Origin of the sequence: Haemophilus haemolyticus (genome assembly GCF_003490595.1) — a bacterium.
Lineage (GTDB): Bacteria > Pseudomonadota > Gammaproteobacteria > Enterobacterales > Pasteurellaceae > Haemophilus > Haemophilus haemolyticus_L.
In genome coordinates, this window is the sequence record NZ_QQGY01000011.1 from 23,612 (window position 1) to 46,563 (window position 22,952).

Annotated in this window: 24 protein-coding genes, 1 tRNA gene and 1 riboswitch; of the genes, 14 read left to right on the forward strand and 11 right to left on the reverse strand. The window is 37.4% G+C overall.

The window, feature by feature from the left end:
* Positions 1 to 76 precede the first annotated feature (76 nt).
* The 3 genes from aroA to DV415_RS08925 all read right to left on the reverse strand — a co-directional run bounded on the left by aroA (position 77) and on the right by DV415_RS08925 (position 2,686).
* Positions 77 to 1,375, reverse strand: coding sequence for a 3-phosphoshikimate 1-carboxyvinyltransferase (aroA, locus tag DV415_RS08915; protein ID WP_118790980.1), 1,299 nt, complete (start codon positions 1,373 to 1,375; stop codon positions 77 to 79).
* Positions 1,375 to 2,211 (reverse strand): formyltetrahydrofolate deformylase, encoded by an 837-nt coding sequence (gene purU / locus DV415_RS08920; RefSeq protein WP_118790981.1) that lies wholly within the window; start codon positions 2,209 to 2,211, stop codon positions 1,375 to 1,377. Before purU ends, aroA begins: the two co-directional genes overlap by 1 nt.
* A gap of 70 nt (positions 2,212 to 2,281) precedes the next feature.
* Positions 2,282 to 2,686: an H-NS histone family protein gene (locus tag DV415_RS08925; RefSeq protein WP_005632458.1), complete on the reverse strand. Its 405-nt coding sequence runs from the start codon at positions 2,684 to 2,686 to the stop codon at positions 2,282 to 2,284.
* Between the two features lie 218 nt (positions 2,687 to 2,904).
* A riboswitch (Lysine riboswitch) is annotated at positions 2,905 to 3,080 on the forward strand.
* Between the two features lie 57 nt (positions 3,081 to 3,137).
* Here DV415_RS08925 and DV415_RS08935 point away from each other — a divergent pair.
* From DV415_RS08935 to ilvN, 3 genes are all read left to right on the forward strand, one after another.
* Positions 3,138 to 4,658, forward strand: coding sequence for a Na+/H+ antiporter NhaC family protein (locus DV415_RS08935; protein ID WP_153063412.1), 1,521 nt, complete (start codon positions 3,138 to 3,140; stop codon positions 4,656 to 4,658).
* 266 nt (positions 4,659 to 4,924) lie between these two features.
* Positions 4,925 to 6,646: an acetolactate synthase 3 large subunit gene (locus DV415_RS08940; protein ID WP_118790983.1), complete on the forward strand. Its 1,722-nt coding sequence runs from the start codon at positions 4,925 to 4,927 to the stop codon at positions 6,644 to 6,646.
* The gene (gene ilvN / locus DV415_RS08945; protein ID WP_005626246.1) at positions 6,646 to 7,137 is read left to right on the forward strand and encodes an acetolactate synthase small subunit; all 492 of its coding nucleotides are present in this window, start codon (positions 6,646 to 6,648) and stop codon (positions 7,135 to 7,137) included. The genes DV415_RS08940 and ilvN overlap by 1 nt, the downstream gene beginning before the upstream one ends.
* A gap of 293 nt (positions 7,138 to 7,430) precedes the next feature.
* Here the strand turns inward: ilvN and argS are convergent, their stop codons facing one another.
* On the reverse strand, positions 7,431 to 9,164 hold the full coding sequence (argS, locus tag DV415_RS08950) for an arginine--tRNA ligase (protein WP_118790984.1): 1,734 nt from the start codon (positions 9,162 to 9,164) through the stop codon (positions 7,431 to 7,433).
* Positions 9,165 to 9,243: 79 nt separating this feature from the next.
* On the opposite strand from argS, the gene DV415_RS08955 reads away from it, so the two are divergent.
* From DV415_RS08955 to DV415_RS08965, 3 genes are read left to right on the forward strand one after another with little or no spacing between them, the layout of a single operon-like run.
* Complete coding sequence (locus DV415_RS08955) at positions 9,244 to 9,813, forward strand: VOC family protein (RefSeq protein ID WP_118775837.1); 570 nt, start codon at positions 9,244 to 9,246, stop codon at positions 9,811 to 9,813.
* A 4-nt stretch (positions 9,814 to 9,817) separates the two neighbouring features.
* Positions 9,818 to 10,114, forward strand: a complete 297-nt coding sequence (locus tag DV415_RS08960) for a hypothetical protein (protein WP_118775838.1) — start codon at positions 9,818 to 9,820, stop codon at positions 10,112 to 10,114.
* Between the two features lie 29 nt (positions 10,115 to 10,143).
* Complete coding sequence (locus DV415_RS08965; RefSeq protein ID WP_118794473.1) at positions 10,144 to 10,608, forward strand: outer membrane lipoprotein; 465 nt, start codon at positions 10,144 to 10,146, stop codon at positions 10,606 to 10,608.
* 222 nt (positions 10,609 to 10,830) lie between these two features.
* On the opposite strand, the gene pgi is transcribed toward DV415_RS08965, so the two are convergent.
* The 4 genes from pgi to pyk form a co-directional block, all read right to left on the reverse strand.
* Complete coding sequence (gene pgi, locus DV415_RS08970) at positions 10,831 to 12,480, reverse strand: glucose-6-phosphate isomerase (protein ID WP_118790985.1); 1,650 nt, start codon at positions 12,478 to 12,480, stop codon at positions 10,831 to 10,833.
* 96 nt (positions 12,481 to 12,576) lie between these two features.
* Positions 12,577 to 13,659 (reverse strand): alanine racemase, encoded by a 1,083-nt coding sequence (gene alr, locus DV415_RS08975; RefSeq protein WP_118775840.1) that lies wholly within the window; start codon positions 13,657 to 13,659, stop codon positions 12,577 to 12,579.
* 9 nt (positions 13,660 to 13,668) lie between these two features.
* On the reverse strand, positions 13,669 to 15,084 hold the full coding sequence (locus DV415_RS08980; RefSeq protein WP_275045269.1) for a replicative DNA helicase: 1,416 nt from the start codon (positions 15,082 to 15,084) through the stop codon (positions 13,669 to 13,671).
* Between the two features lie 132 nt (positions 15,085 to 15,216).
* Positions 15,217 to 16,653, reverse strand: a complete 1,437-nt coding sequence (pyk, locus tag DV415_RS08985) for a pyruvate kinase (protein ID WP_118790987.1) — start codon at positions 16,651 to 16,653, stop codon at positions 15,217 to 15,219.
* A 229-nt stretch (positions 16,654 to 16,882) separates the two neighbouring features.
* Between pyk and DV415_RS08990 the strand changes: the two genes are divergently transcribed.
* A tRNA-Val gene (locus DV415_RS08990) sits at positions 16,883 to 16,959 on the forward strand.
* 134 nt (positions 16,960 to 17,093) lie between these two features.
* Here DV415_RS08990 and DV415_RS08995 read toward each other — a convergent pair.
* A complete protein-coding gene (locus tag DV415_RS08995; protein ID WP_044233218.1) occupies positions 17,094 to 17,498 on the reverse strand; it encodes a Z-ring associated ZapG family protein in 405 nt (134 codons plus the stop codon).
* Between the two features lie 29 nt (positions 17,499 to 17,527).
* Positions 17,528 to 17,878, reverse strand: a complete 351-nt coding sequence (locus DV415_RS09000) for a RidA family protein (protein ID WP_118788462.1) — start codon at positions 17,876 to 17,878, stop codon at positions 17,528 to 17,530.
* 111 nt (positions 17,879 to 17,989) lie between these two features.
* Between DV415_RS09000 and DV415_RS09005 the strand changes: the two genes are divergently transcribed.
* Both DV415_RS09005 and DV415_RS09010 read left to right on the forward strand, forming a co-directional pair.
* Positions 17,990 to 18,706 (forward strand): YwiC-like family protein, encoded by a 717-nt coding sequence (locus tag DV415_RS09005; RefSeq protein WP_118790988.1) that lies wholly within the window; start codon positions 17,990 to 17,992, stop codon positions 18,704 to 18,706.
* Positions 18,707 to 19,249 carry a tetratricopeptide repeat protein gene (locus DV415_RS09010; RefSeq protein WP_192879121.1) on the forward strand — a complete coding sequence of 181 codons (543 nt, stop codon included), beginning with the start codon at positions 18,707 to 18,709 and terminating at the stop codon, positions 19,247 to 19,249. It abuts the gene before it with no gap.
* Between the two features lie 14 nt (positions 19,250 to 19,263).
* On the opposite strand, the gene DV415_RS09015 is transcribed toward DV415_RS09010, so the two are convergent.
* A complete protein-coding gene (locus DV415_RS09015; RefSeq protein ID WP_005633867.1) occupies positions 19,264 to 19,671 on the reverse strand; it encodes a Cd(II)/Pb(II)-responsive transcriptional regulator in 408 nt (135 codons plus the stop codon).
* Between the two features lie 95 nt (positions 19,672 to 19,766).
* Between DV415_RS09015 and DV415_RS09020 the strand changes: the two genes are divergently transcribed.
* The 5 genes from DV415_RS09020 to DV415_RS09040 are packed head-to-tail and all read left to right on the forward strand — an operon-like array spanning position 19,767 to position 22,819.
* Entirely contained in the window at positions 19,767 to 20,450 is a 684-nt protein-coding gene (locus tag DV415_RS09020; RefSeq protein ID WP_118788460.1) for a DUF4198 domain-containing protein, read from the forward strand.
* A gap of 12 nt (positions 20,451 to 20,462) precedes the next feature.
* Complete coding sequence (locus tag DV415_RS09025; protein ID WP_118788459.1) at positions 20,463 to 20,948, forward strand: carboxypeptidase regulatory-like domain-containing protein; 486 nt, start codon at positions 20,463 to 20,465, stop codon at positions 20,946 to 20,948.
* On the forward strand, positions 20,948 to 21,568 hold the full coding sequence (gene cbiM / locus DV415_RS09030) for a cobalt transporter CbiM (protein WP_118790989.1): 621 nt from the start codon (positions 20,948 to 20,950) through the stop codon (positions 21,566 to 21,568). The genes DV415_RS09025 and cbiM overlap by 1 nt, the downstream gene beginning before the upstream one ends.
* Entirely contained in the window at positions 21,568 to 22,200 is a 633-nt protein-coding gene (locus DV415_RS09035) for an energy-coupling factor transporter transmembrane component T family protein (RefSeq protein WP_118790990.1), read from the forward strand. Before cbiM ends, DV415_RS09035 begins: the two co-directional genes overlap by 1 nt.
* 1 nt (position 22,201) lies before the next feature.
* Positions 22,202 to 22,819: an energy-coupling factor ABC transporter ATP-binding protein gene (locus DV415_RS09040; protein WP_118790991.1), complete on the forward strand. Its 618-nt coding sequence runs from the start codon at positions 22,202 to 22,204 to the stop codon at positions 22,817 to 22,819.
* The last annotated feature ends 133 nt before the right edge of the window (positions 22,820 to 22,952 follow it).

Below are 22,952 nucleotides of genomic sequence, written 5' to 3' on the forward strand. Positions count from 1 at the left end.
TGGGATTTTTTTAAGAATGGAATGAAAGTGCGGTTAATTTTGAAAACTTTTTTGAAATTTACCGCACTTTTTTAATTTAACCTCTTAAGCAGATTTTCTCAAATTCACTAAAGAATGTTGGAAAGGTTTTGGCAGTACATTTGGGATCTAAAATTGTCACTGGTGTATTGGACAGTGCGATTAGAGAAAAACACATTGCCATGCGGTGATCGTTATAAGTTTCAATATCAGCATGTTTAAACTGATTGAGCGAAAGTGGTTGAATACGAATAAAATCTTCACCTTCTTCGACTTCTGCGCCGACTTTACGTAATTCGGTTGCCATTGCTGTTAAACGATCTGTTTCTTTCACGCGCCAGTTATAAATATTTCGAATGACGCTTTCCCCTTTAGCAAAAAGAGCAGTGGTTGCAATCGTCATTGCGGCATCTGGAATGTGGTTCATATCCATATCAATGCCATGCAATTCATCACGTTCGGCTTGAATAAAATCCTCTCCCCAAGTGATTTTTGCCCCCATTCTTTCTAATACATCAGCAAATAAACGATCGCCCTGAATAGAGTTTTTGCCAATTCCCGTTACTTTCACTTTTCCTTTAATGGCGCCAGCTGCGAGAAAGTAAGATGCCGATGAGGCATCACCTTCTACCAAATATTTTCCAGGTGAAATGTAGGATTGATTTCCCTTAACTTTAAATTTTTGGTAGTGATGGTTTTCAACCTGAACACCAAAAGTTCGCATCATCGCAAGGGTGATATCAATATAGGGTTTAGAGACTAGTTCACCGATAATTTCGATTTCTGTGTCATTTTCTGCAAGTGGTGCAGACATTAAAAGTGCGGTCAAAAATTGGGATGAAATAGAGCCATTAATTTTTACATTTCCACCTTTTATTCCTTTGTTGCGAATTGCGAGTGGAGGATAACCTTCATTTTCTAAGTAGCGAATATCTGCACCCGCTTGACGTAAAGCATCGACTAAATGGAGTATTGGACGCTCTTTCATACGAGGTTCACCCGTTAAGATGATTTCAACTTCGGAGGTGCCTTTTAAGCAAAGCGCAGCGGTTAATGGACGCATTGCCGTCCCCGCATTGCCAAGAAAGAGCGAAAGATTATCCTGTATATTGAATGCTCCGCCTAATCCCTCTATTTCACAAATAGTTTTGTCGTCAGAAAGCTGATAGCGTACGCCTAACGCTTTGAGGGCGTTAAGCATATGTCGAATATCATCGCTATCTAATAAATTGGTTACTTTTGTTGTGCCTTTAGCTAAGGCGGCTAAAAGTAATGCGCGGTTCGATAAACTTTTAGAACCTGGTAAATTAATTGTTCCTTCAACCGCACTTATTGGTGCAAGGGTGATTTTTTCCACTACAACACCACCGTTTTGTTTTTATAAACGAAAATTCTATCGTGTAAAGCAAGATCAAGGGCGCGACTTAGCACGGTTTTTTCTACATCACGGCCAGCACGCATCATTGCTTCAGCGCTATAAGTATGATCCACATTAATGACATTTTGCATAATGATTGGGCCTTGATCCAATTCGTTATTAATGAAATGAGCTGTTGCGCCGATAATTTTTACACCTCGTTCATAGGCTTGTTGATAAGGCTTGGCGCCAATAAAAGCAGGTAAGAATGAATGATGGATATTAATCACTCGATTTGGATAACGAGCGACAAATTCAGGATTTAACACACGCATATATTTAGCGAGGACAATATAATCTGGCGTGTATTCATCAATTTTTTCAGCTAATAATTTATCGTGCTCAATACGAGTTAAGCCTTCATGACTAACCAAATGAAACGGAATATTAAAACGCTCAACGAGTTTGCGTAAATTATCATGGTTGCCGATCACTGCCGCAATTTCTACATCAAGCGCACCATAATAATTTTTCATTAAAATATCGCCGAGACAGTGAGCTTCTTTGGTGACTAAAATAACAATTCGTTTACGTTGTGTACTAATTAATCGACAATGCGTTCTTTCGGGTAAGCTATATTTTAGATCTTCTAATAAAGTAGCTTCGTTAAAAATACCTTCCAATTCTGTACGCATAAAGAAATGCTTGGTTTCAAAATCTACAAATTCATTATTATGCAGAATATTTAGTTGGTGTTTGTAACAGATATTGGTTATTTTAGCTATTAGGCCTTTATCATCGGGACAATCGGTGAGTAATATTTTTTTTTCGATCATAATGTTGTGTGCTACGTTTAGATAAAAAAATAGAACCCATAAAAATGGGTTCTAGTTTCAAATAGAAAAATTAAATTTCGAAATCAGATAATGATTTACCAGAATTCAATGCATTTTGAATTGGGCGTGGTGTGCGACCTTGGCCAGTCCATGTTTTACGCTCGCCATTTTCATCAATAAATGCATATTTTGCTGGGCGAGGTGGACGTTTTGCTCTAGCAGATGTTGCTGCTGTACCAAAGATCTCTTGTAATTCTTCAGGTGTAATACCTTCTTTTTCCATTAATTCTTTATATTTAGCTAAACGTTCTTTTCGCTCTGTTTCTGCTTTAATTAATTCTGCTTCATTAGCACGTTTCTCTTCAACAGCAGTTTGTAATTTTTCAAGAGCACTTTCCGCTTGTTCTAAAGTTAATTCGCGCACTGCCGCACGTAAACTACGAAGATTTGTCAAACCTTTTGCTAATTCGCTCATAATAAACCTCGATAAAATAATCTTGTATGTGGAAAAACTTATTTAATAATAGAGAAAATAATATTTATTGTAAATATCTATTTTAAATAAATGGTCGGAGCAGGTATATATCTTTAAATTTCTTTTTGTTTATTTTTTATATTTTTAATTCAATCTAATAAAAAATTTTATAAAATCTGTTGGCATTTGGACTTTTTTACGGTAATCTCTTGAATCACTACAAAAGTAGAGGTGCAATCATTATAAGTATTTTTTCAGAGTGGATAACGATGAAGAAAAAAGAAAGGAATGATTGCCGAAATCAAACAAAAGTCGTTTTGTTTGGTTGGTGGCGTACTTGAAAGGGGCGACACTGTCATAGTTTTTTGATTAACTATGGAGCGCTACGGTTGTTCTGGTCTTATTCTGTCCTTTGCTTTCCGTTCTCTCCATTAATTGTAGGTATCTCTTAATGGAACTTATCGATTTTTCATCTTCAGTTTGGTCAATCATTCCGGCTTTATTGGCGATTGTCTTGGCCATTGCAACTCGTCGTGTATTGGTGTCTCTCAGTGCAGGGATTATTGTTGGTGCGTTAATGTTAGGTGGCTGGAATGTTGGCTCATCTTTCAGTTATCTATCAAGCAACGTGATTTCACTTGTTTATGCTGATGGCGCAATTAACTCTAATATGAACATTGTCTTGTTCTTATTATTGCTTGGTGTTTTAACCGCACTTTTAACTGTATCAGGCAGTAATCGTGCATTTGCTGAATGGGCACAAAACCGTATTAAAGGTCGTCGTGGTGCTAAATTATTAGCTGCATCATTAGTTTTTGTTACTTTTATTGACGATTATTTCCACAGTCTTGCTGTAGGCGCAATTGCTCGTCCAGTGACAGACCGTTTTAAAGTTTCTCGTGCGAAACTTGCTTATATTTTGGATTCAACGGCTGCGCCGATGTGTGTAATGATGCCAGTTTCAAGTTGGGGCGCATACATTATTACCTTAGTAGGCGGTTTATTAGCGACTTATTCGATCACTGAATACACACCAATTGGTGCATTCGTGGCAATGAGCTCAATGAACTTCTATGCAATTTTCTCAATTATCATGGTGTTCTTTGTTGCATATTTTTCTTTCGATATTGCTTCAATGGCACGCCATGAAAAATTAGCTTTGGAAGATTCTGAAAATGAATTAGAAGAAGAAACTGGTGCAAAAGGTCACGTACGTAATCTTGTATTGCCTATTTTAGTTTTAATTATTTCAACAGTTTCAATGATGATTTACACGGGTGCAGATGCATTAGCAGCGGATGGAAAAGAATTTAGCATTCTAGGTGCATTTGAAAATACTGTTGTTGGAACTTCTTTAGTTGTTGGTGGTACTTGCTCTATTCTTGTTTCTACTTTATTAATTATTCTTGATCGTCAAGTCAGTGTTCCAGAATATGCACGCTCTTGGATTTCAGGTATTAAATCAATGTCTGGTGCCATTGCGATTTTATTCTTTGCGTGGACAATTAATAAAGTCGTTGGGGATATGCAAACTGGTAAATATTTATCTTCTCTTGTTTCTGGTAATATCCCAATGCAATTCTTACCAGTAATTTTATTTATTCTTGGTTCTGCAATGGCGTTCTCAACAGGTACGAGCTGGGGGACATTTGGCATTATGCTACCAATTGCAGCGGCTATGGCTGCAAATGCGGCGCCAGAATTATTACTCCCTTGTTTATCAGCAGTAATGGCGGGAGCTGTATGTGGTGACCACTGTTCGCCAGTGTCGGATACAACGATTTTATCTTCAACTGGTGCAAAATGTAACCATATGGATCATGTGACTACTCAGCTTCCTTATGCTGCCACAGTTGCAACAGCGACTTCTATTGGTTACATTGTGGTAGGGTTTACTTATTCAGGTTTAGCTGGTTTTGCTGCGACAGCGATTTCATTATTTTTAATCGTATTTGCAGTGAAAAAACGTTAAAAATGTGATCTTGCTCAAGAATATAAATAAAATATAAAATTTTGGTAAGTTTATAAAATGCGACATAAGGTCGCATTTTTTTATTTAAAAGTGTTATTTTTTTTATAAAAATCTGATTTTGTATTATTTCTTGATTTTTTATTCTGTTTTGTAGGTGTTTTTAGCCGTTATGTAGACTAGACAAAAACTTTTTGCTTAGTATGATGTAAATCATTGATACAAATCATGGGCACTTTTGAAAGTGCGGTGAATTTAAGGAGTAAAAAATGAAGAAGTTATCTGGCGCAGAGATGGTCGTTCAATCTTTACGTGATGAAGGCGTAGAGTATTTATTTGGTTATCCAGGTGGGGCTGTATTAGATATTTATGATGCGATCCATACACTAGGTGGTATTGAACATATTTTAGTTCGTCATGAACAAGCGGCTGTGCACATGGCGGATGGCTATGCACGTTCTACAGGTAAAGTTGGATGTGTGCTAGTGACTTCGGGGCCCGGAGCAACAAATGCAATCACTGGCATTTTAACGGCTTATACAGATTCCGTACCAATGGTCATTATTTCTGGTCAGGTCATGAGTAATTTAATTGGCCGAGATGCATTCCAAGAATGTGATATGGTGGGGATTTCTCGTCCAGTTGTGAAGCATAGCTTTATTGTCAAAAAAGCGGAAGATATTCCATCTATTTTGAAAAAAGCTTTTTATATTGCCTCAACTGGTCGTCCAGGTCCTGTTGTGGTGGATATTCCAAAAGATACCGTAAATCCGAATTTTAAATATCCTTATGAATACCCTGAATCTGTAGAATTACGTTCTTATAATCCAACAGTAAATGGGCACAAAGGCCAAATTAAAAAAGCATTAAAAGCACTTTTAGTAGCGAAGAAACCAATACTTTTCGTCGGTGGTGGTGCAATTGCTGCTGAATGTAGTCAACAGTTAATTCAGTTTGCACAACGTTTAAATTTGCCAATTACTTCATCATTAATGGGGTTAGGGGCTTATCCAAGTACAGATAAACAATTCCTTGGTATGTTAGGGATGCACGGTACTTTCGAAGCCAATACGGCAATGCACGAAAGTGATCTTATTTTAGGGATTGGCGTTCGTTTTGATGATCGCACAACAAATAATTTAGAAAAATATTGCCCAAATGCCAAAGTGATTCATATTGATATTGATCCAACCTCGATTTCTAAAAATGTTCCAGCAGCGATTCCAATTGTCGGAAATGCGAAAAATGTCTTGGAAGAATTTTTGAGTTTATTGAATGAAGAGGGATTGAAATCTCAAACAGATCTTGAAAGTTGGTGGCAAGAAATCAACCAATGGAAAGCAAAAAAATGTTTGGAATTTGACCGCACTTCTAGCGTGATTAAACCACAACAAGTTATGGAAGCGGTATATCGTCTTACTAAAGGACAGGCGTATGTGGCTTCTGATGTAGGGCAACATCAAATGTTTGCTGCGTTACATTATCCGTTCGATGAGCCTCGTCATTGGATTAACTCTGGTGGCGCGGGCACCATGGGATTTGGTTTACCCGCTGCATTGGGCGTGAAATTGGCTCATCCGGAAGGAACAGTTGTTTGTGTTACTGGCGATGGAAGTATTCAAATGAATATTCAAGAGCTTTCTACCGCAACCCAATATGGTATTCCTATTGTTATTATTTGTTTGAATAATCATTTCTTAGGAATGGTAAAACAATGGCAAGATTTGATTTATTCAGGTCGCCATTCGCAAACCTATATGAATTCCTTGCCTGATTTTGTGAAATTGGCAGAATCTTACGGTCACGTAGGAATAAAAATTGCTACGCCCGACGAACTTGAAAGTAAATTGCAAGAAGCCCTCAGCATTAAAAATAAATTAGTATTTGTGGATATTAATGTAGATGAATCTGAGCATGTGTATCCAATGCAAATTCGTGGCGGCGCAATGAATGAAATGATTTTAAGTAAACCTCAAGAGGAGACAAACTAATGCGTAGAATTTTATCTGTTTTACTCGAAAATGAGTCCGGTGCTTTATCGCGTGTTGTTGGTTTATTCTCCCAACGTGCCTTTAATATTGAAAGTTTGACGGTGGCGCCAACGGATGATCCAACACTTTCTCGAATGACTATTGAAGCAGTGGGCGATGCTCAAGTATTGGAACAAATTGAGAAACAACTCCATAAATTAGTGGATGTGTTTAAAGTGATTAACTTGAGTGAGCAAGAGCATATAGTCCGTGAAATTGTTTTAGCGAAAGTAAGAGCAGTGGGTTCATCTCGCGATGAGATTAAACGTTTAGCCGATATTTTCCGTGGTCAAATTGTAGATGTCACACCTAAATCTTATACGATCCAATTAAGTGGAACAAAAGACAAAATTGACGCATTTATTTCTGCGTTGAAAGAAGAAACCACATTGTTGGAAATTGTTCGTTCTGGATTGATTAGTGTGTCTCGTGGAGAAAAGAATATTCTCTAAAGTAGGGGCGTAAAGTGCGGAAATATTGTAATAGAATCTTACCGCACTTTATTCGAAATATATTTGTTTTTAGTTTTTTTATAAAAAAATCGTGACCAAGTTCACAAATCTAAAAATATGTATTTGCATAACTGATCGGATTTCTTTATTCTGAAACCACTAAAAACAAGTGCTATCTTAAATAGCCGACATCTATTTTGCTTTCCGAGTAGTGCCCCATTGGGGCACTTTTTTTATTCTGTAAATAAGCATAAAAAATCCCTTTCGTAAGAAAGGGATTTTAATTATCTAAATTACATTTTTTCTACGGTTTTAATACCGAGTAACTCTAAACCTTGTTTTAAGGTTTTTTCCGTTAATAATGCCAATTTCAAACGGCTTAATTTTACGGACTCATCTTCAGCATTTAAAATTGGGCAATGCTCATAGAATGACGAGAATATGCCTGCTAGTTCGTATAAATAAGCACAAAGCACGTGTGGTGTGCCTTCTTTTCCGACAGTTTGCACCGCTTCTTCAAATTGTAGTAGTTTAATTGCAAGCGCTCTTTCTTTATCCTCTTCAAGCGTTAAAGGTGCAGCCAAAAGTGCGGTCGAATTTATATCTGTTTTATTAAAGATCGAACGAATTCGAGTATAGGCATATTGCATATAAGGTGCAGTGTTACCTTCAAAGCTTAACATATTATCCCAATCAAAAACGTAATCAGTAGTACGGTTTTTGGAGAGATCCGAATATTTCACCGCACCAATACCGACAGCCTCAATCACAGCTTCTTTTTCATCATTAGATAAATTTGTATTTTTTTCATTAATTAATACAGTGGCGCGTTCAATGGCTTCATCTAATAGATCGGCTAATTTCACCGTGCCACCAGTACGGGTTTTAAATGGTTTGCCATCTTTACCAAGCATCATCCCAAAGTTTTTATGCTCTAAAGAAAAACTGTCTGGTACATAACCTGCTTTACGAGTAATTAACCAAGCTTGTTGCATATGTTGGCTTTGGCGAGTATCTGAAAAAACAAGTGCGCGATCAGCTTTTAATGTTTCATAACGATATTTTGCTGCAGCAATATCGGTTGTAGTGTAAAGGAACCCGCCGTCTTTTTTCTGAACAATCACGCCCATTGGGTCGCCTTCTTTATTTTTGAATTCATCCAAATAAACAACCAGTGCACCATCATCTTCTACAGCTAAGCCTTGTTTTTTAAGATCTTCTACGATGCTTGGTAACATTGGATTATAAAGACTTTCACCCATCACATCTTTTTCGGTTAAAGTCACATTCAAGCGATCATAGTTGTGCTGATTTTGTTGCATCGTGATGTCAACTAAACGTTTCCACATAGCTCGACAATATTCATCACCACCTTGTAATTTCACGACATAATTACGCGCTTTTTCTGCGAAAACTTCATCTTCATCGTAGTGTTTTTTGGCTTCTCGATAAAAGGCTTCAAGATCTTGTAATTCCATTTCACTGGCATGTTCATTTTGCATTTTTTCAAGATAAGCAATAAGCATTCCGAATTGCGTTCCCCAGTCACCAACATGGTTTGCACGAATGACATTGTGACCTAAAAATTCCAGGGTTCTCACAACCGCATCACCAATGATAGTAGAGCGCAAGTGACCTACATGCATTTCTTTTGCTACGTTTGGCGATGAATAATCAATTACGACAGTTTGTTTATTAGTAGCTTGAATACCTAAATTTTTTTGGGAAAGGGCTGTTGAAACTTCACTTGTTAGCCAAGTTGGATTTAAGAAAATATTAATAAAGCCCGGTCCTGCGATTTCTAATTTTTCTGCAATATCAGATAGTTGAGCATTATCTAAAACTTTTTGAGCAAATTCTCGTGGATTTAAACCTAATTTTTTTGCCGCAGCCATAATGCCATTGGCTTGATAATCGCCAAATTGTGGTTTTCCTGATTGACGAACAAGCGCATCGCAAGATTGATCTGCTCCAGCAAGAATCATAGCTTGTTTGATTTTGTCGGATAAAATAGATTGAATATTCACGTTTTTTCCTATGTTCAAATTGAATAATGAAAATAATCGGCTATGATACCGTTCTTTATGAGTTTCTCAAAGGGACAAAATGACAAATTTACAGGAAAAATCACCCGCACTTTTTTCTGATTTGGCGGAATTTGAAAAAAAAATTCAACAATTAGCTCAAATGATGTCAATTGATTTTTCAAATTATGAAATCGATCACCTTGCTGTGCGTGTGAATAATGAACAAAATGCAAAAGACTGGCTGACACTTTTATTGAAATACGGTAGAATTTTGTCTGATAATGTTGTCAACGGACGTAAGATTTATCTAATTCAGTTAGAAAAAGCAGTGAAATTCGCTAATCAGTTCGTTGATGTTATTGAACTTCCGTTCCCTAAAAATAAGCAGTATCCCGTAGAAGGTTGGGAGCATATTGAGGTTGTTATGCCATTTTTACCGAATGAATCGATAAATGAATGGGGACAGCGTATTAATATGCATTTTTTATGGAGCGAATTAACTCAATTAACCATTAAAGTGAGCGAGCCTAAAGTGGATGGTGAGAGATTGCCTAATCCATCTATTGCAGTAAGTTTTGTTGATAAGACATCAAATCATACTTGTATTAAGGTTCATCCTTATTCTATAAAGAAAATACTCGAGGTTTAGCAAAATGAAAAAATTATCTCTTGCATTAGCGGTTTTAGCAGCTGTAGGTTTAAGCGCTTGTTCTTCTTTCCAAAAAGATGAAAATGCTTATAAAGGTCAAATCGTTTTTAGCCAAATGGACGGTGAAAATCTTAAATTAACCATCCGTAAAAATGATTGTTCAGGTAATCAACAAGAAGGTGAGCAAGTTGTGCTTACTCACAAGTATGATTCAACCTTAGTTGTGGGTGCTTGTGTTTTAGTATCAGAGAATGGTAATACTAAAAATATTTCAACTTTCTCTCCAAGAAATCCACTTTAATTACTTTCTGTAAATAAGGAGCGTAATATATGAAAAAGACAACAGTAGCTTTTGCATTGTTAGTCGCCTTTAGCGTAACAGGTTGTGCGAATACCGATATTTTCAGCGGTGATGTTTATAGCGCATCTCAAGCTAAAGAAGCTCGTTCAATTACTCATGGTACAATTGTTTCTGTGCGTCCCGTTAAGATCCAAGCAGATAATCAAGGCGTAATTGGTACGCTTGGTGGCGGTGCTTTAGGTGGTATTGCAGGTAGTGCAATTGGCGGTGGTCGTGGTCAAGCTATTGCAGCAGTAGTTGGCGCGATCGGCGGTGCAGTAGCTGGAAGCAAAATCGAAGAAAAAATGAGCCAAGTAAACGGTGCTGAACTTGTAATTAAGAAAGATGATGGTCAAGAAATCGTTGTCGTTCAAAAGGCTGACAGCAGTTTTGTAGCTGGTCGCCGAGTTCGTATTGTTGGTGGTGGCTCAAACTTAAATGTTTCTGTGCTATAACTAATAGCGTTAACGTCTAATATATTATTAATCAGCGTCTTAATCAGTTAAGGCGCTGATTTTTTATTATTAAAAATAAAAAAAAACAATCAATTAAAAATTTTTACGTCTATTCATAACATCTTAAAGATAAATTTAAAGGACTAAATCCTATAATAAATAAGGAATTTAGTCCTTTATATAAAATTATAATTGCTTAAATATTTTATATTAAATAAACAATTAACGCCATGCTTTAAATTGATTAATTAATCCATTGGTTGAACTGTCATGAGTTGCTACTTTTTCAGAATCTGTTAATTCAGGAAGAATTCTGTTTGCAAGTTGTTTGCCTAGTTCTACACCCCATTGATCGAAGCTAAAGATATTAAAAATGACACCTTGTACGAAGATTTTATGTTCGTACATAGCAATTAATGCCCCTAAAGTAAATGGCGTGATTTTTTGAACGAGAATCGAATTAGTTGGCTTATTACCAGTGAATACTTTAAATGGAACAATATTTTTTACATTATCTAAAGATTTACCTGCTTTTACAAATTCAGCCTCGACTTCCTCTTTTGTTTTTCCGAATGCTAATGCTTCTGTTTGTGCGAAGAAATTAGAAAGCAATTTATTGTGATGATCCGCCAAGGAATTATGGCTTTGGGCCGGCGCGATAAAATCACAAGGAATTAAAGTGGTGCCTTGGTGAATTAATTGATAGAACGCATGTTGTCCGTTTGTACCTGGTTCTCCCCAAATGATAGGGCCAGTTTGGTAATTGTTAATGACATTGCCATCACGATCCACATATTTACCATTTGATTCCATATTACCTTGTTGGAAATAGGCTGCGAAGCGATGTAAATATTGATCATAAGGTAAGATCGCTTCTGTTTGCGCACCAAGGAAATTAGTATTCCATAGGCCAACTAATGCTAAAGTGGTGGGGATATTTTTTTCAATTGGAGTAGAGCGGAAATGTTTATCCATTTCATGTGCGCCATTCAATAGCTCTTCAAAGTTTTCAAAGCCAATTGATAGTGCAATTGAAAGACCAATAGCTGACCATAAAGAGTAACGACCGCCAACCCAATCCCAAAATTCAAACATATTATTTGTATCAATACCAAATTTTTCTACATCTTTAGCATTGGTTGATAATGCTGCAAAATGTTTTGCAACCGCACTTTCATCTTTCGCAGCTTTCAGTAACCAATCACGCGCGCTTTGCGCATTTGTCATGGTTTCTTGAGTGGTAAAAGTCTTAGATGCCACTAAGAAAAGAGTGGTTTCTGGATTTACTTTTTTTAAGGTTTCCGCAATATGTGTACCATCGACATTTGAAACAAAGTGCATATTTAAGTGATTTTTATATGGGCGAAGTGCTTCGGTTACCATATAAGGGCCTAAGTCAGAGCCACCAATACCAATATTCACAACATCAGTAATCGCTTTGCCTGTATAGCCTTTCCATTCACCAGAAATAATACGCTGACAGAAATCTTTCATTTTAGCTAGCACAGCATTGACTTCAGGCATAACATCTTTACCATCAACAAGCACTGGCGTATTAGCGCGATTGCGGAGTGCGGTATGTAGCACGGCACGATTTTCAGTGCGATTGATTTTATCGCCAGTAAACATCGCTTCTTTTGCGCTATCAAGCGCGCATTCTTGAGCAAGTTGGCGAAGAAGTGAAAGGGTTGTTTGATTGATGTTGTTTTTGGAAAAATCTACAAGAATCTGGTTATTGAATGTTAAAGAATAATCGTCAAAACGATTTTTTTCTTGTTTAAATAAATCTTGGATAGTACTGTTTGATAATTCAGCTTTGTGTGCTTCAAGAGCTTTCCACGCATGGGTGTGAGTTGGGTTAATATTTTTCATAGTATTTCCTTTCATTAAAAATAATTGAAATTTTAACCGCACTTTCTGGGATTTTTATTAGGGAGAATGACTCCCTCTGTTCAAAAAATGCAGTGATTAATCAACATATTCAGTTATAACACGCGGCGTTAATTTTGTAATTAGCTCGTAGCTTAAAATTCCTGTGAATTTAGCTACGGTTTCAATAGGTAATTCCTTACCCCATAGAATCACTTCGTCACCTACTTGATCTTGGCTATCAGGTCCTAAATCAACGGTTAACATATCCATTGAAACCCTTCCAACGATTGGCACGATACGACCATTCAAATAAACAGGCGTGCCTTCAGGAACATCTCGAGGATATCCATCGCCATAGCCAATAGCCACAACGCCAATTTTTGTATCATGTGAACTTGTCCAAATGCCACCGTACCCAACTGGTTCACCTTGTTTATGGTTGCGAACAGCAATCAATGATGAAGTTAAATTCATCACTGGTGTTAAACCAAATTCAGCGCCTACAGTATCAGTTGGTGAAATGCCATACATAATAATACCAGGGCGGATACATTCCAGATGAGATTCAGGCCAGAAGAGAATGCCGCCTGATGCCGCAATAGTACGTTCACCTTGCTTATCTTTTGTAGCGGATAAAAAGCGGTTGATTTGAAGTTGGGTATAATTGGAGTCTAATTCATCAGCGCGGCTAAAATGGCTAACAAAGCCTAAGTGCGGTTGAATATATGGAAGTTTTTTAAGTTCATTATAGAAAAAATCCACTTCATCTAATGCAACACCTAAACGATGCATGCCTGTGTCTATTTTTAACCAAACTTTAATTGGGCTTGGTAAATTCGCACGTTTTAGTGCTTCCAATTGTTCACGATTATGTACGATAGTTTCAATATTATTGACCGCTAAGACGGGCAAATCTTGTTCATTAAAAAAGCCTTCAAGCAATAAAATTGGTTTAGTAATACCATTGGAACGTAATGCCAAAGCCTCTTCTAAACGAGCCACGCCAAAGCAATCGACATTTTGTTCTAAAGTTGATGCGACAAACACAACGCCGTGACCATAGGCGTTTGCTTTAACCACAGCGATGATTTTACTATTTGGTGCTTTTTGTTTAATTATTTCTAAATTTTGTTTTAAGGCGTGCGAGCTAATTTTCGCTGTCGCCGGTTTTACATTCATTGTTATTCCTTAATAATCATCATGATATTCACGTTGTTCGGCAAGATTGTCAAAGCGTGAGAATTGTCCATTAAATTTTAACCGCACTCGACCAATAGGACCATTACGCTGTTTACCGATAATAATTTCTGCAACCCCTTTATCTTCCGAGTTATCGTTATAGACTTCATCTCGGTAAATAAACATAATCAAGTCTGCATCTTGTTCAATGGAGCCTGATTCACGTAAATCTGAGTTTACAGGGCGTTTGTCTCCACGTTGTTCTAAAGTACGATTTAATTGAGAAAGGGCGACGACTGGCACTTGTAATTCTTTGGCTAGTGCTTTGAGGGAGCGAGAAATTTCTGCGATTTCTAGTGTTCGGTTATCTGAAAATGCGGGTGAGCGCATTAATTGCAAATAATCCACCATAATCATACTTAATCCACCATTTTCACGATAAACTCGTCGTGCGCGCGAACGAACGTCGGTAGGCGTTAGGCCTGAAGAATCATCGATATAAAGATTATTTTTTTGCTTGAACATCCCAACTACGCTAGCAATTTTATTCCACTCGATTTCATCTAAATTTTGACCTGTTCGGATTTTAGTTTGATCAACGCGAGCAAGCGATGCGATCATACGCATCATAATTTGTTCTGCGGGCATTTCTAAACTAAATACTAAAACGGGTTTTTCACTTGCCATTGCCGCATTTTCGCAAAGGTTCATGGCAAAAGTGGTTTTACCCATTGACGGACGTGCTGCAACGATAATTAAGTCAGAAGGCTGTAAACCTGCCGTTTTTTTATCAAGATCAGTGAAACCTGTCGTGATGCCTGTTACGCCAGAATGATTTTCAAGTTTGCTCAAAATATCAATTTTTTCAATGGTGCTTTCCAGCACATTGATCACATTTTGTGGGCCCTCGCTAGAAGTAGTTCGTTTTTCTGCAATCGCAAATACTTCACGCTCAGCTTCATCAAGAATTAACTTAATGTCTTGCCCTTTGGGAGAATAGCTATTTTCAGCAATGCGATTTCCTACCGAAATAAGTTCTCGTAATATGGCTTTCTCGCGCACAATATCCGCATAAGCCAAAATATTAATCGCGTTCGGAGTATTATTGGAAAGCTCTGCTAGATAGGCAAATCCACCCACTTCATCGCTTACACCACGGCTTCTTAAGGCTTGATCTAGCGTAATTAAATCAATAGGTGATTGATTACGCATTAGATGTTCCATTTCTGTAAAAATTAGACGATGCTGAAAAGTATAAAAATCGTCAGCAATCACACGTTCAGCAATGCCATCCCAATGTTGATTGCTCAGCATGATGCCACCCAACACGGCTTGTTCAGCCTCAAGTGAGTGTGGTGGAATACTTATTTGTGCCGTTTTTTTGTCAGAAGATTTGATTTGAGGTTGTGATGCCATAGGACTTATTTCGATACTAGAATGTTGTCTATGATACCGCAAATATCTATTGGATTTAAGTGAAAAGTGCGGTGAAAAAAGGAAATAAAAAACGGTGGAAAAATCCACCGCTCTTTCATTTTAACGTATTTAGATTGTTGATTATTCAACAATTAATGTACGACATACGTTGGTTTGTGTCGCACCTTGACCACCGTGGGTAACAAGCACTAAATCACCAGTAGATAAGTAACCTTTTTCTTTTAATGATTGAAGTGCTGCTTTTGCACTGGTTTCTGTGCGGCTATCTTCACCATGATAAACTGGAGTTACACCACGGTATAGTGCACAAAGGTTTAAGGTTTCTTGATTACGAGATAAAGCAAAGATTGGTAAACCTGAGCTGATACGTGACATTAATAATGGAGTACGGCCTGTGCTAGTTAAAGTGACGATTGCTGCCACACCTTTCATGTGGTTTGCTGCATACATTGCAGACATCGCAACAGATTCTTCAATGGTTTCAAATTCTTTATCCATACGGTGACGAGAAACGTTAATGCTTGGCATTTTTTCTGCACCTAAACATACGCCAGCCATTGCTGCTACTGTTTCAGAAGGATATTGACCAGCAGCCGTTTCTGCAGAAAGCATAACTGCATCAGTACCATCTAATACTGCGTTTGCAACGTCCATTACTTCAGCACGAGTTGGCATTGGGTTGCTAATCATTGATTCCATCATTTGAGTCGCTGTAATTACAGCACGATTTAATTGACGTGAACGACGGATTAATTTTTTCTGTACACCGACTAATTCAGGATCACCGATTTCTACACCTAAGTCACCACGAGCAACCATAATTACGTCAGATGCTAAAATGATATCGTCCATTGCTTCCTCATTAGCCACTGTTTCTGCACGTTCAACTTTAGCAACGATTTTTGCATTTAAACCAGCTTGTTGTGCAAGTTCACGTGCATAATTTAGGTCAGCTCTTGAACGAGGGAAAGAAACGGCTAAGAAATCAACGCCAATGCGTGCAGCGGTAATAATGTCTGCTTTATCTTTTTCTGTTAATGCTTCTGCAGATAAACCACCGCCTAATTTATTGATACCTTTATTATTTGATAAGGGACCACCAACGGTGACTTCAGTGAAAACTTTTGCACCATCAGTTGATAATACTTTTAATTGAACACGGCCATCATCTAATAAAAGAATGTCGCCAGGAACAACATCTTGTGGAAGCGTTTTATAGTCTAAACCAACAGATTCTTGTGTACCTTCGCCTTTTGGTAATTCTGCATCAAGAATGAATTTATCACCAACGCTTAAGAAAATTTTACCGTCTTTAAAGGTAGAAACACGAATTTTAGGACCTTGTAAATCACCTAAGATCGCCACGGTTTTACCTAATTTTTTCGCGATAGAACGTACACGTTCTGCTCGTTCGATATGATCTTCAGGTGTACCGTGAGAGAAGTTCATACGAACTACGTTAGCACCCGCTGCGATAATTTTTTCAAGATTGTTATCACGGTCAGTTGATGGGCCCATAGTACATACAATCTTCGTTCTTCTTAGTCTTCTAGACATTATTTACTCCGTCAATAATTACAAAATTTTAAAGATACTATTTTTACTTGGCTATATATTAGCCAGATGAAAAATTGGTGCGCATTATACGCTTAAAAATTTGGGAAATCAAAAACAGCCCTGTTATTTAAGGCAATACTGTTTACTTTTTTGTCAGTTATCTCGAGTTTTAAGAAAAATACTTGTTTTCAGATTAAAAATATCTATAATTCCAAACACTTTATGCAGTGCGACTATAGCTCAGTTGGTTAGAGCACCACCTTGACATGGTGGGGGGCACTGGTTCGAGTCCAGCTAGTCGCACCAATTAACTCTTTCATAACCCCGCGAAACTAATCGCGGGGTTTTGTTTTATCTAGGTTTTATGAGTGATATAAGAGAACAATAAATTGTTCCTATATAAAAACGGCTAAAAACATTTCTATTTTTAGCCGCACTTTTTAATTTTCTTCTTTATTTTCTTTAAATAAACCTGATGCGCCCTCAGAATAATCTCTTGGTTGTTCATTTTGAGATTTATCTGTTGCAGTAATTAACTGTTGAGTGAATAAACCTTTGTGATCTTTTTCGCCCAGTAAATTATTGGAGGATGTTGCGTAGTGGCGATAAAGTTTTTGATAATCGTTAATGAGAGTTTTGAATAATTCAGCACTTTCTGCAAAGTGTTTTTCGATTTGTGCCTTTTGTGTATCAAGTTGGGTTTTGACTGTTTTTAATTCAGCTTCTGTTTTAGCTTGATGTTTTACGGAGCCTTTGGTTAAACGCACAATAATGTAACCAATAAATAATCCAACAATAAAAGCGATACCAATCGCTACCCAAATTTCATTTGTCCAATTTTCCATAATATTCTCCTGTTTATTTGTCTTAAAAACTAACAAGTTGCAATAATAACAATTTCAACTTTCCAACGAGGATCCGCTAATTTAGCTTCCACTGTCGCTCGACTTGGTGGGCTAATATGATCGACCCATTCATCCCAAGCTTGATTTAATTGTGCATAATCTTGCATGTCTGCCAAGAAAATCTGCGCGGTTAAAATGTTGCTTTTATTGGAGCCAATTTCTGCTAACAATTTATCAATTAAACCTAATACTTCTTTGGTTTGTTCGTAGGCATTTTGCTCTATGGTTAATTCTGGAACTTGCCCTGCAAAATAGGCGAGGTTGTTATGAATTGAAACTTCACTTAAACGTGCGCTGGGTAAAATGCGTTGAATTGTCATAGTGTTCTCCTTTGGGGTATTTTCTTCTATTCTAAATAGCGTTTACCACTTTGTAAAATCCTCTTTACTAGGCTAGAATAGCCGACAATTATTCTCAATTATTTAATCATTATGAAACTGCTTATCTCTAATCAGCATGGCGCTATTGTTATGGCATTGGTGCCTTTTATTTACGGCATGTTACTTGCGAATCCTGTATGGGCGCACGTATTTTTACTATTAGGATGGTTTTCGCTTTATTTGATGACTTATCCTTTTTTAAATTTGTTTAAAGGTAAAAATCTTGAGTTATATAAAAAATGGTCTGTGATTTATTTTGCTGCCGCAGTGATTTTTGCGATTCCCGCGTTAATTTATAATTGGCAAGTGCTGTATTTTATGTTTGCCATGCTGCCGTTTGTTGCGGTAAACATTTATTTCACCAAGAAAAAAGATGAGCGTAACTTATGGAATGACTTGGCTGGGATCTTAATTTTTGCCCTAGCAGGAATGGGATCTTATTATTTTTCTGACCGCACTTTTGATGAAAAAATGCTTTGGGTAGCGATTTATCCAACATTATTTTTTATTGGAACAACACTTTATGTGAAATCTATGATGCGTGAGCGAAAAAATCCACGTTATTTTTGGGCGTCAGTAATTTTTCACTTATTATGTGTGCTGATTTTTGTGGTTTCGCAACAATTTATTTTAGCATTAGCTTTTGTTCTTGGATTAGTGCGAGCGGTTTATCTGCCCACTAAAAAGCTTTCTGTTATGCAAGTTGGACTAACAGAATTTGCGATTACTGCTGTGTTTTTTATTTTACTTTTAATAGCAACGTTATAAATGAAACTGAAGTTATTTTTTCATACAGTATTACTTTCTTTTAGTTTGCCTATTTTGGCGATGAAAACCGTTGATATTACAGCAAGTTCGAAAATGGATGATCAAGCAAGAATGAATTTGGCACAAGACTTTGCCAATAAACAGCAATGGATCTCTGTTTTCGATATCATGTATCCGATGGCGTTAGAAGGAAATATAACCGCTCAAAGCAATCTAGGCATGTTATATAATCTTGGGCGTGGCACGGTGAGAGACTACGAAAAGGCTTATTGGTGGTTTAGCGAAGCGGCAGAGAAGGGCAGCGTGAAAGGGCTAAATAACCTTGGCGTTATGTATCTACGTGGCGATTACGTCAAACAAAATACAGAGCAAGCCATTAAGCTTTTTGAACGTACAGCTCGAGCTAAAGATACGGATGCGATGATGATGTTAAGTAATATTTATCGCTCGCAAAACCAACCCGAAAAATCATTGGAATGGCTGAAGAAAGCCGCTGAATTAGGCAATAAGGAAGCAAAACAGCGTTTATCTAGTCAGCCATAATCTTTAAAGTGCGGTTATTTTAATCGCACAAATTTCACGCCACTATGTTGCAATAGCAATTTCATTGGATCTTCATCATTCGAGACAGTTTTCTCACGTAATTCAATTAATTTCATCCGTAAATGGGCGAGTTCGTGAATCCTTGTTGCCACCTCTTTAATGTGTTTATCTAACACACGATTAATTTCTTCTGCTTGTTGTTTTGAGGCATTTTCTAAATTCAGTAGGCTTTTTATTTCACTTAATGAAATATCTAAATTTCGGCAGTTACAAATAAATGATAAACGTTGCAAGTGTTCTTCATTATATTGGCGAAAATTGCCTGAAGTGCGTTTTGGGGGCGGGATTAAACCTTGTTGTTCATAATAACGAATGGTTTCTACGGTACAGCCTAGGGCTTTAGCAAGTGCTCCAATTTTCATCAATTTCCTTAAAAAATGACTTGACTCTAAAGTTACTTCATATTTTATCATGCGTTTAGATTTTCTTAAACAAAAACAAACAAGGAGCATCCAAAATGGAATTAAAAAAAATCGCAGTGGGATTAACCGCACTTTTAGGTATGTCTGTTGCTGACGCGCACAATGTTTGGCTTGAACCTGCTTCAGCCAAAGGTGAATACGTGGTTAAATTTGGGCATGAACAAACTGAAACCTATCCAGAATCTAAACTTAAATCTATTCAAGCCTTAAATACGCAAGGAAAATTAACCGCAGTTGACTATCAATTCAGAAATGGTGAAGCATATCTTATGCCTAAATCTGATTTAGTATTCGTTCATTTCGATAATGGTGTGTGGTCAAAATTACCAAGCGGTAAATACGTTGAAAAAACAAAACGTGAAGAACCAACAGCAGAATTTAGTACCAATCCTGTTAAATTTGGTAAAGCGATTTTGAAATGGGATGCTGAATCTTTCAAATCTCATCAACAAGCTTACGAATTGATTCCTCAAGAAAAAGCGCAAGCGAACAAACCACTTTCTATCCTTGTTTTACATAATGGTAAACCAGTTCAAGGCATTAAAGTGGGCGTGAGTGAAGATGCACCGTTCAATTTAACTAATGAAAAAGGTATCGCTCAATTTACGCCAGCTAAAGGCTTCAACAAAGTATGGGCAGAGTTTGAGGAAAAAGTAACTAATAATGCGGATTACGATCGTCGATCTGTGGAATATATGCTAACTTTTGATGCACAATAATATGGATTTGGGATGAAAAAATTTGCTTTTTTAACCGCACTTTTTGCGGCTTGTTATCTCCCGAATGCTTATGCCCACGCGCTTTATGTGTTTGCCCAATATGATGGGCAAACACTCTCTGGCAAATCCTATTATTCAGATATGACCCCAGCAGCTGAAACTTATTTAGAAGTTTTCCGCTCAGGTGTTTCTGAGCCCGTTTTAACTGGAAAAACTGACCGCCAAGGTGCATTTAAGCTTTCTATTGCTGATGTGCCACATACAACCTTAAAAGTTGTGGTGGAAGGGGATGAAGGACACCGTGCATCAGTTGTTGCTGCTCATACCTCTGCCGAAAATCAAAGCGGTGCAGATTTAATGCTGCTTCGTGAAGATATTGCGCATTTAAAAGATAAAATTTATTTGCATGATATTTTAGGCGGAATTGGTTATATCGTTGGTATTGCTGGACTCATTGCTTTACGTAACGCGCGTAAAATTAAACAAGGACGTATTTAATGCATTTATCTGAAGGCGTGTTACATACGCCTATTTTATTGGCTGGCGCAGTGCTTGCTGTTGCGGGCATCGCGGTGGGGTTGCGTCGTTTAGAATCAGAACGTTTACCGCTCACTGCACTTTTTGCGGCTGCATTTTTTGTGGCAGGAACCATTCATGTGCCCGTCGGAATTGGTAGCGTGCATTTAATTTTAAATGGCATGGCTGGTTTATTCCTTGGGTGGGCTGTTTTTCCTGCATTCCTCATCGCACTTTTATTGCAAGTCATCTTCTTTTCTTTTGGCGGATTTGCAGTGTTGGGCGTCAATCTCTGCGTGATGGCAACGCCAGCGGTGATCGCTCATTATCTTTTCCGTTCTCGTTTACAACCGAACATGGCTTTAAAAGATCGCTTATTAGTCGGTATTGGTGCTGGCGTAATTGGCGTTGGCGGGGCAGGCGCGCTTGCTTCTTTTGTGTTGATGTTAGATGGTGGAAAAAGTTATCTGAATCTTGTTTGGCTCTTGCTAGTCTCTCATATTCCGGTATTTATTTTGGATAGTATTATCAGCGTAGGGGTGATTACCTTACTTGGTAAAATGTATCCTGAAGTCATGAATCGTACTCAGAATGTCTCTTAATGAAAATTCATCGCTTATTTCAACCGCACTTTAGGTTGATTTATCTGTTTATCTGGGGGCTAATCATTAGTGGATTGAGTGATCTTACTTGGCTTATCCCCCTTAATGCGCTTGCAGTTTCTCTCTTTTTTATTTCACTGCAGTTCAGTCAAAAATCTTTTTTGTCTTACCTTAAACGTTGGTTTGCTTTAATCATTTTTATTGCTTTAATGTGGGCGACATTAAGTTGGAAAATTGGAGAAAATGGAATTGAACTCAATTTTCAAGGCATCGAATTAGCAGAAAAGTTAAGTTTACGGACTCATTTATTGCTGATTTCTCTCTGGATTTTTTTGTGGAATATTAATGATGCGGTACTTGTTCAAGCCATTGGTAAATTGCCTTTGCCAGAAAAATTAATTCAACTTTTTGTGCTGACTGTACGTTACATTGCACTGCTTGGCGAACTGCGTCAAAAAATGGATATTGCCATGCGAGCTCGTGGATTTCGTCCTGGGCTTAATCGCCGAACTCTTTATGTGACGGCTCAAAGTGTCGCTTTATTATTGATTCATGCTCTATTGAAAGCCGAAACGGCACAAATGGCTTTAAAATGTCGTGGTTTTCAGTTTGGTAAAAAGAGAGAAAAATAACATGTTAGCTGTAAATAATCTTTATATAGAACGTAATGGTAGAGCGATTATTCAAGATTTGAGTTTTACCTTGGAAGGACAAAAACGTCTTTTCGTACAAGGGGAAATTGGTTCAGGAAAAACGACGTTACTTCTTGCTTTGTTGGGATTTGTTCCTGTAACCAAAGGTGAAATTAAACTATTTGGCCAAGTTTGTCGTGAAGAAAAAGATTTCGCACCGTTTCGTGGCACTATTGGTATTTGTTTTCAAAATGCCGATGACCAACTTTTTGGCCCAACAGTATTGGATGATATTGCCTTTGGACCATTAAATCAAAATGTGCCTAGAGAGCAGGCGTATCATATTGCAGAGCAGCAATTAGAACGTCTTGGTATCACACGTTTAAAAGATCGTATGGTACATACCTTATCTGGTGGTGAGAAAAATTTCACCGCACTTGCGGGTGTCTTAGCGATGCAACCAAAAATCTTATTATTAGATGAACCCACCAATGGATTAGATCGAAAAAATACTGAAAAATTGACCGCACTTTTGCGTGAACTTTCCTTACCCATTTTGATTTCATCCCATCATCATGGATTTATTAACGAATTAGCCACAGAAATTATCAGTTTATGATCTTCATCAAAAAGCCGAATTTTGATTGTGCTATGCTTGTTGCAAATTTGTTGACAAAGCTAAGGGCTTTGAGTGTTTTAAACATTATTTCTGTTGAAAGTCAGTTTGAAAACTCAGCCCAAATAAGTATATT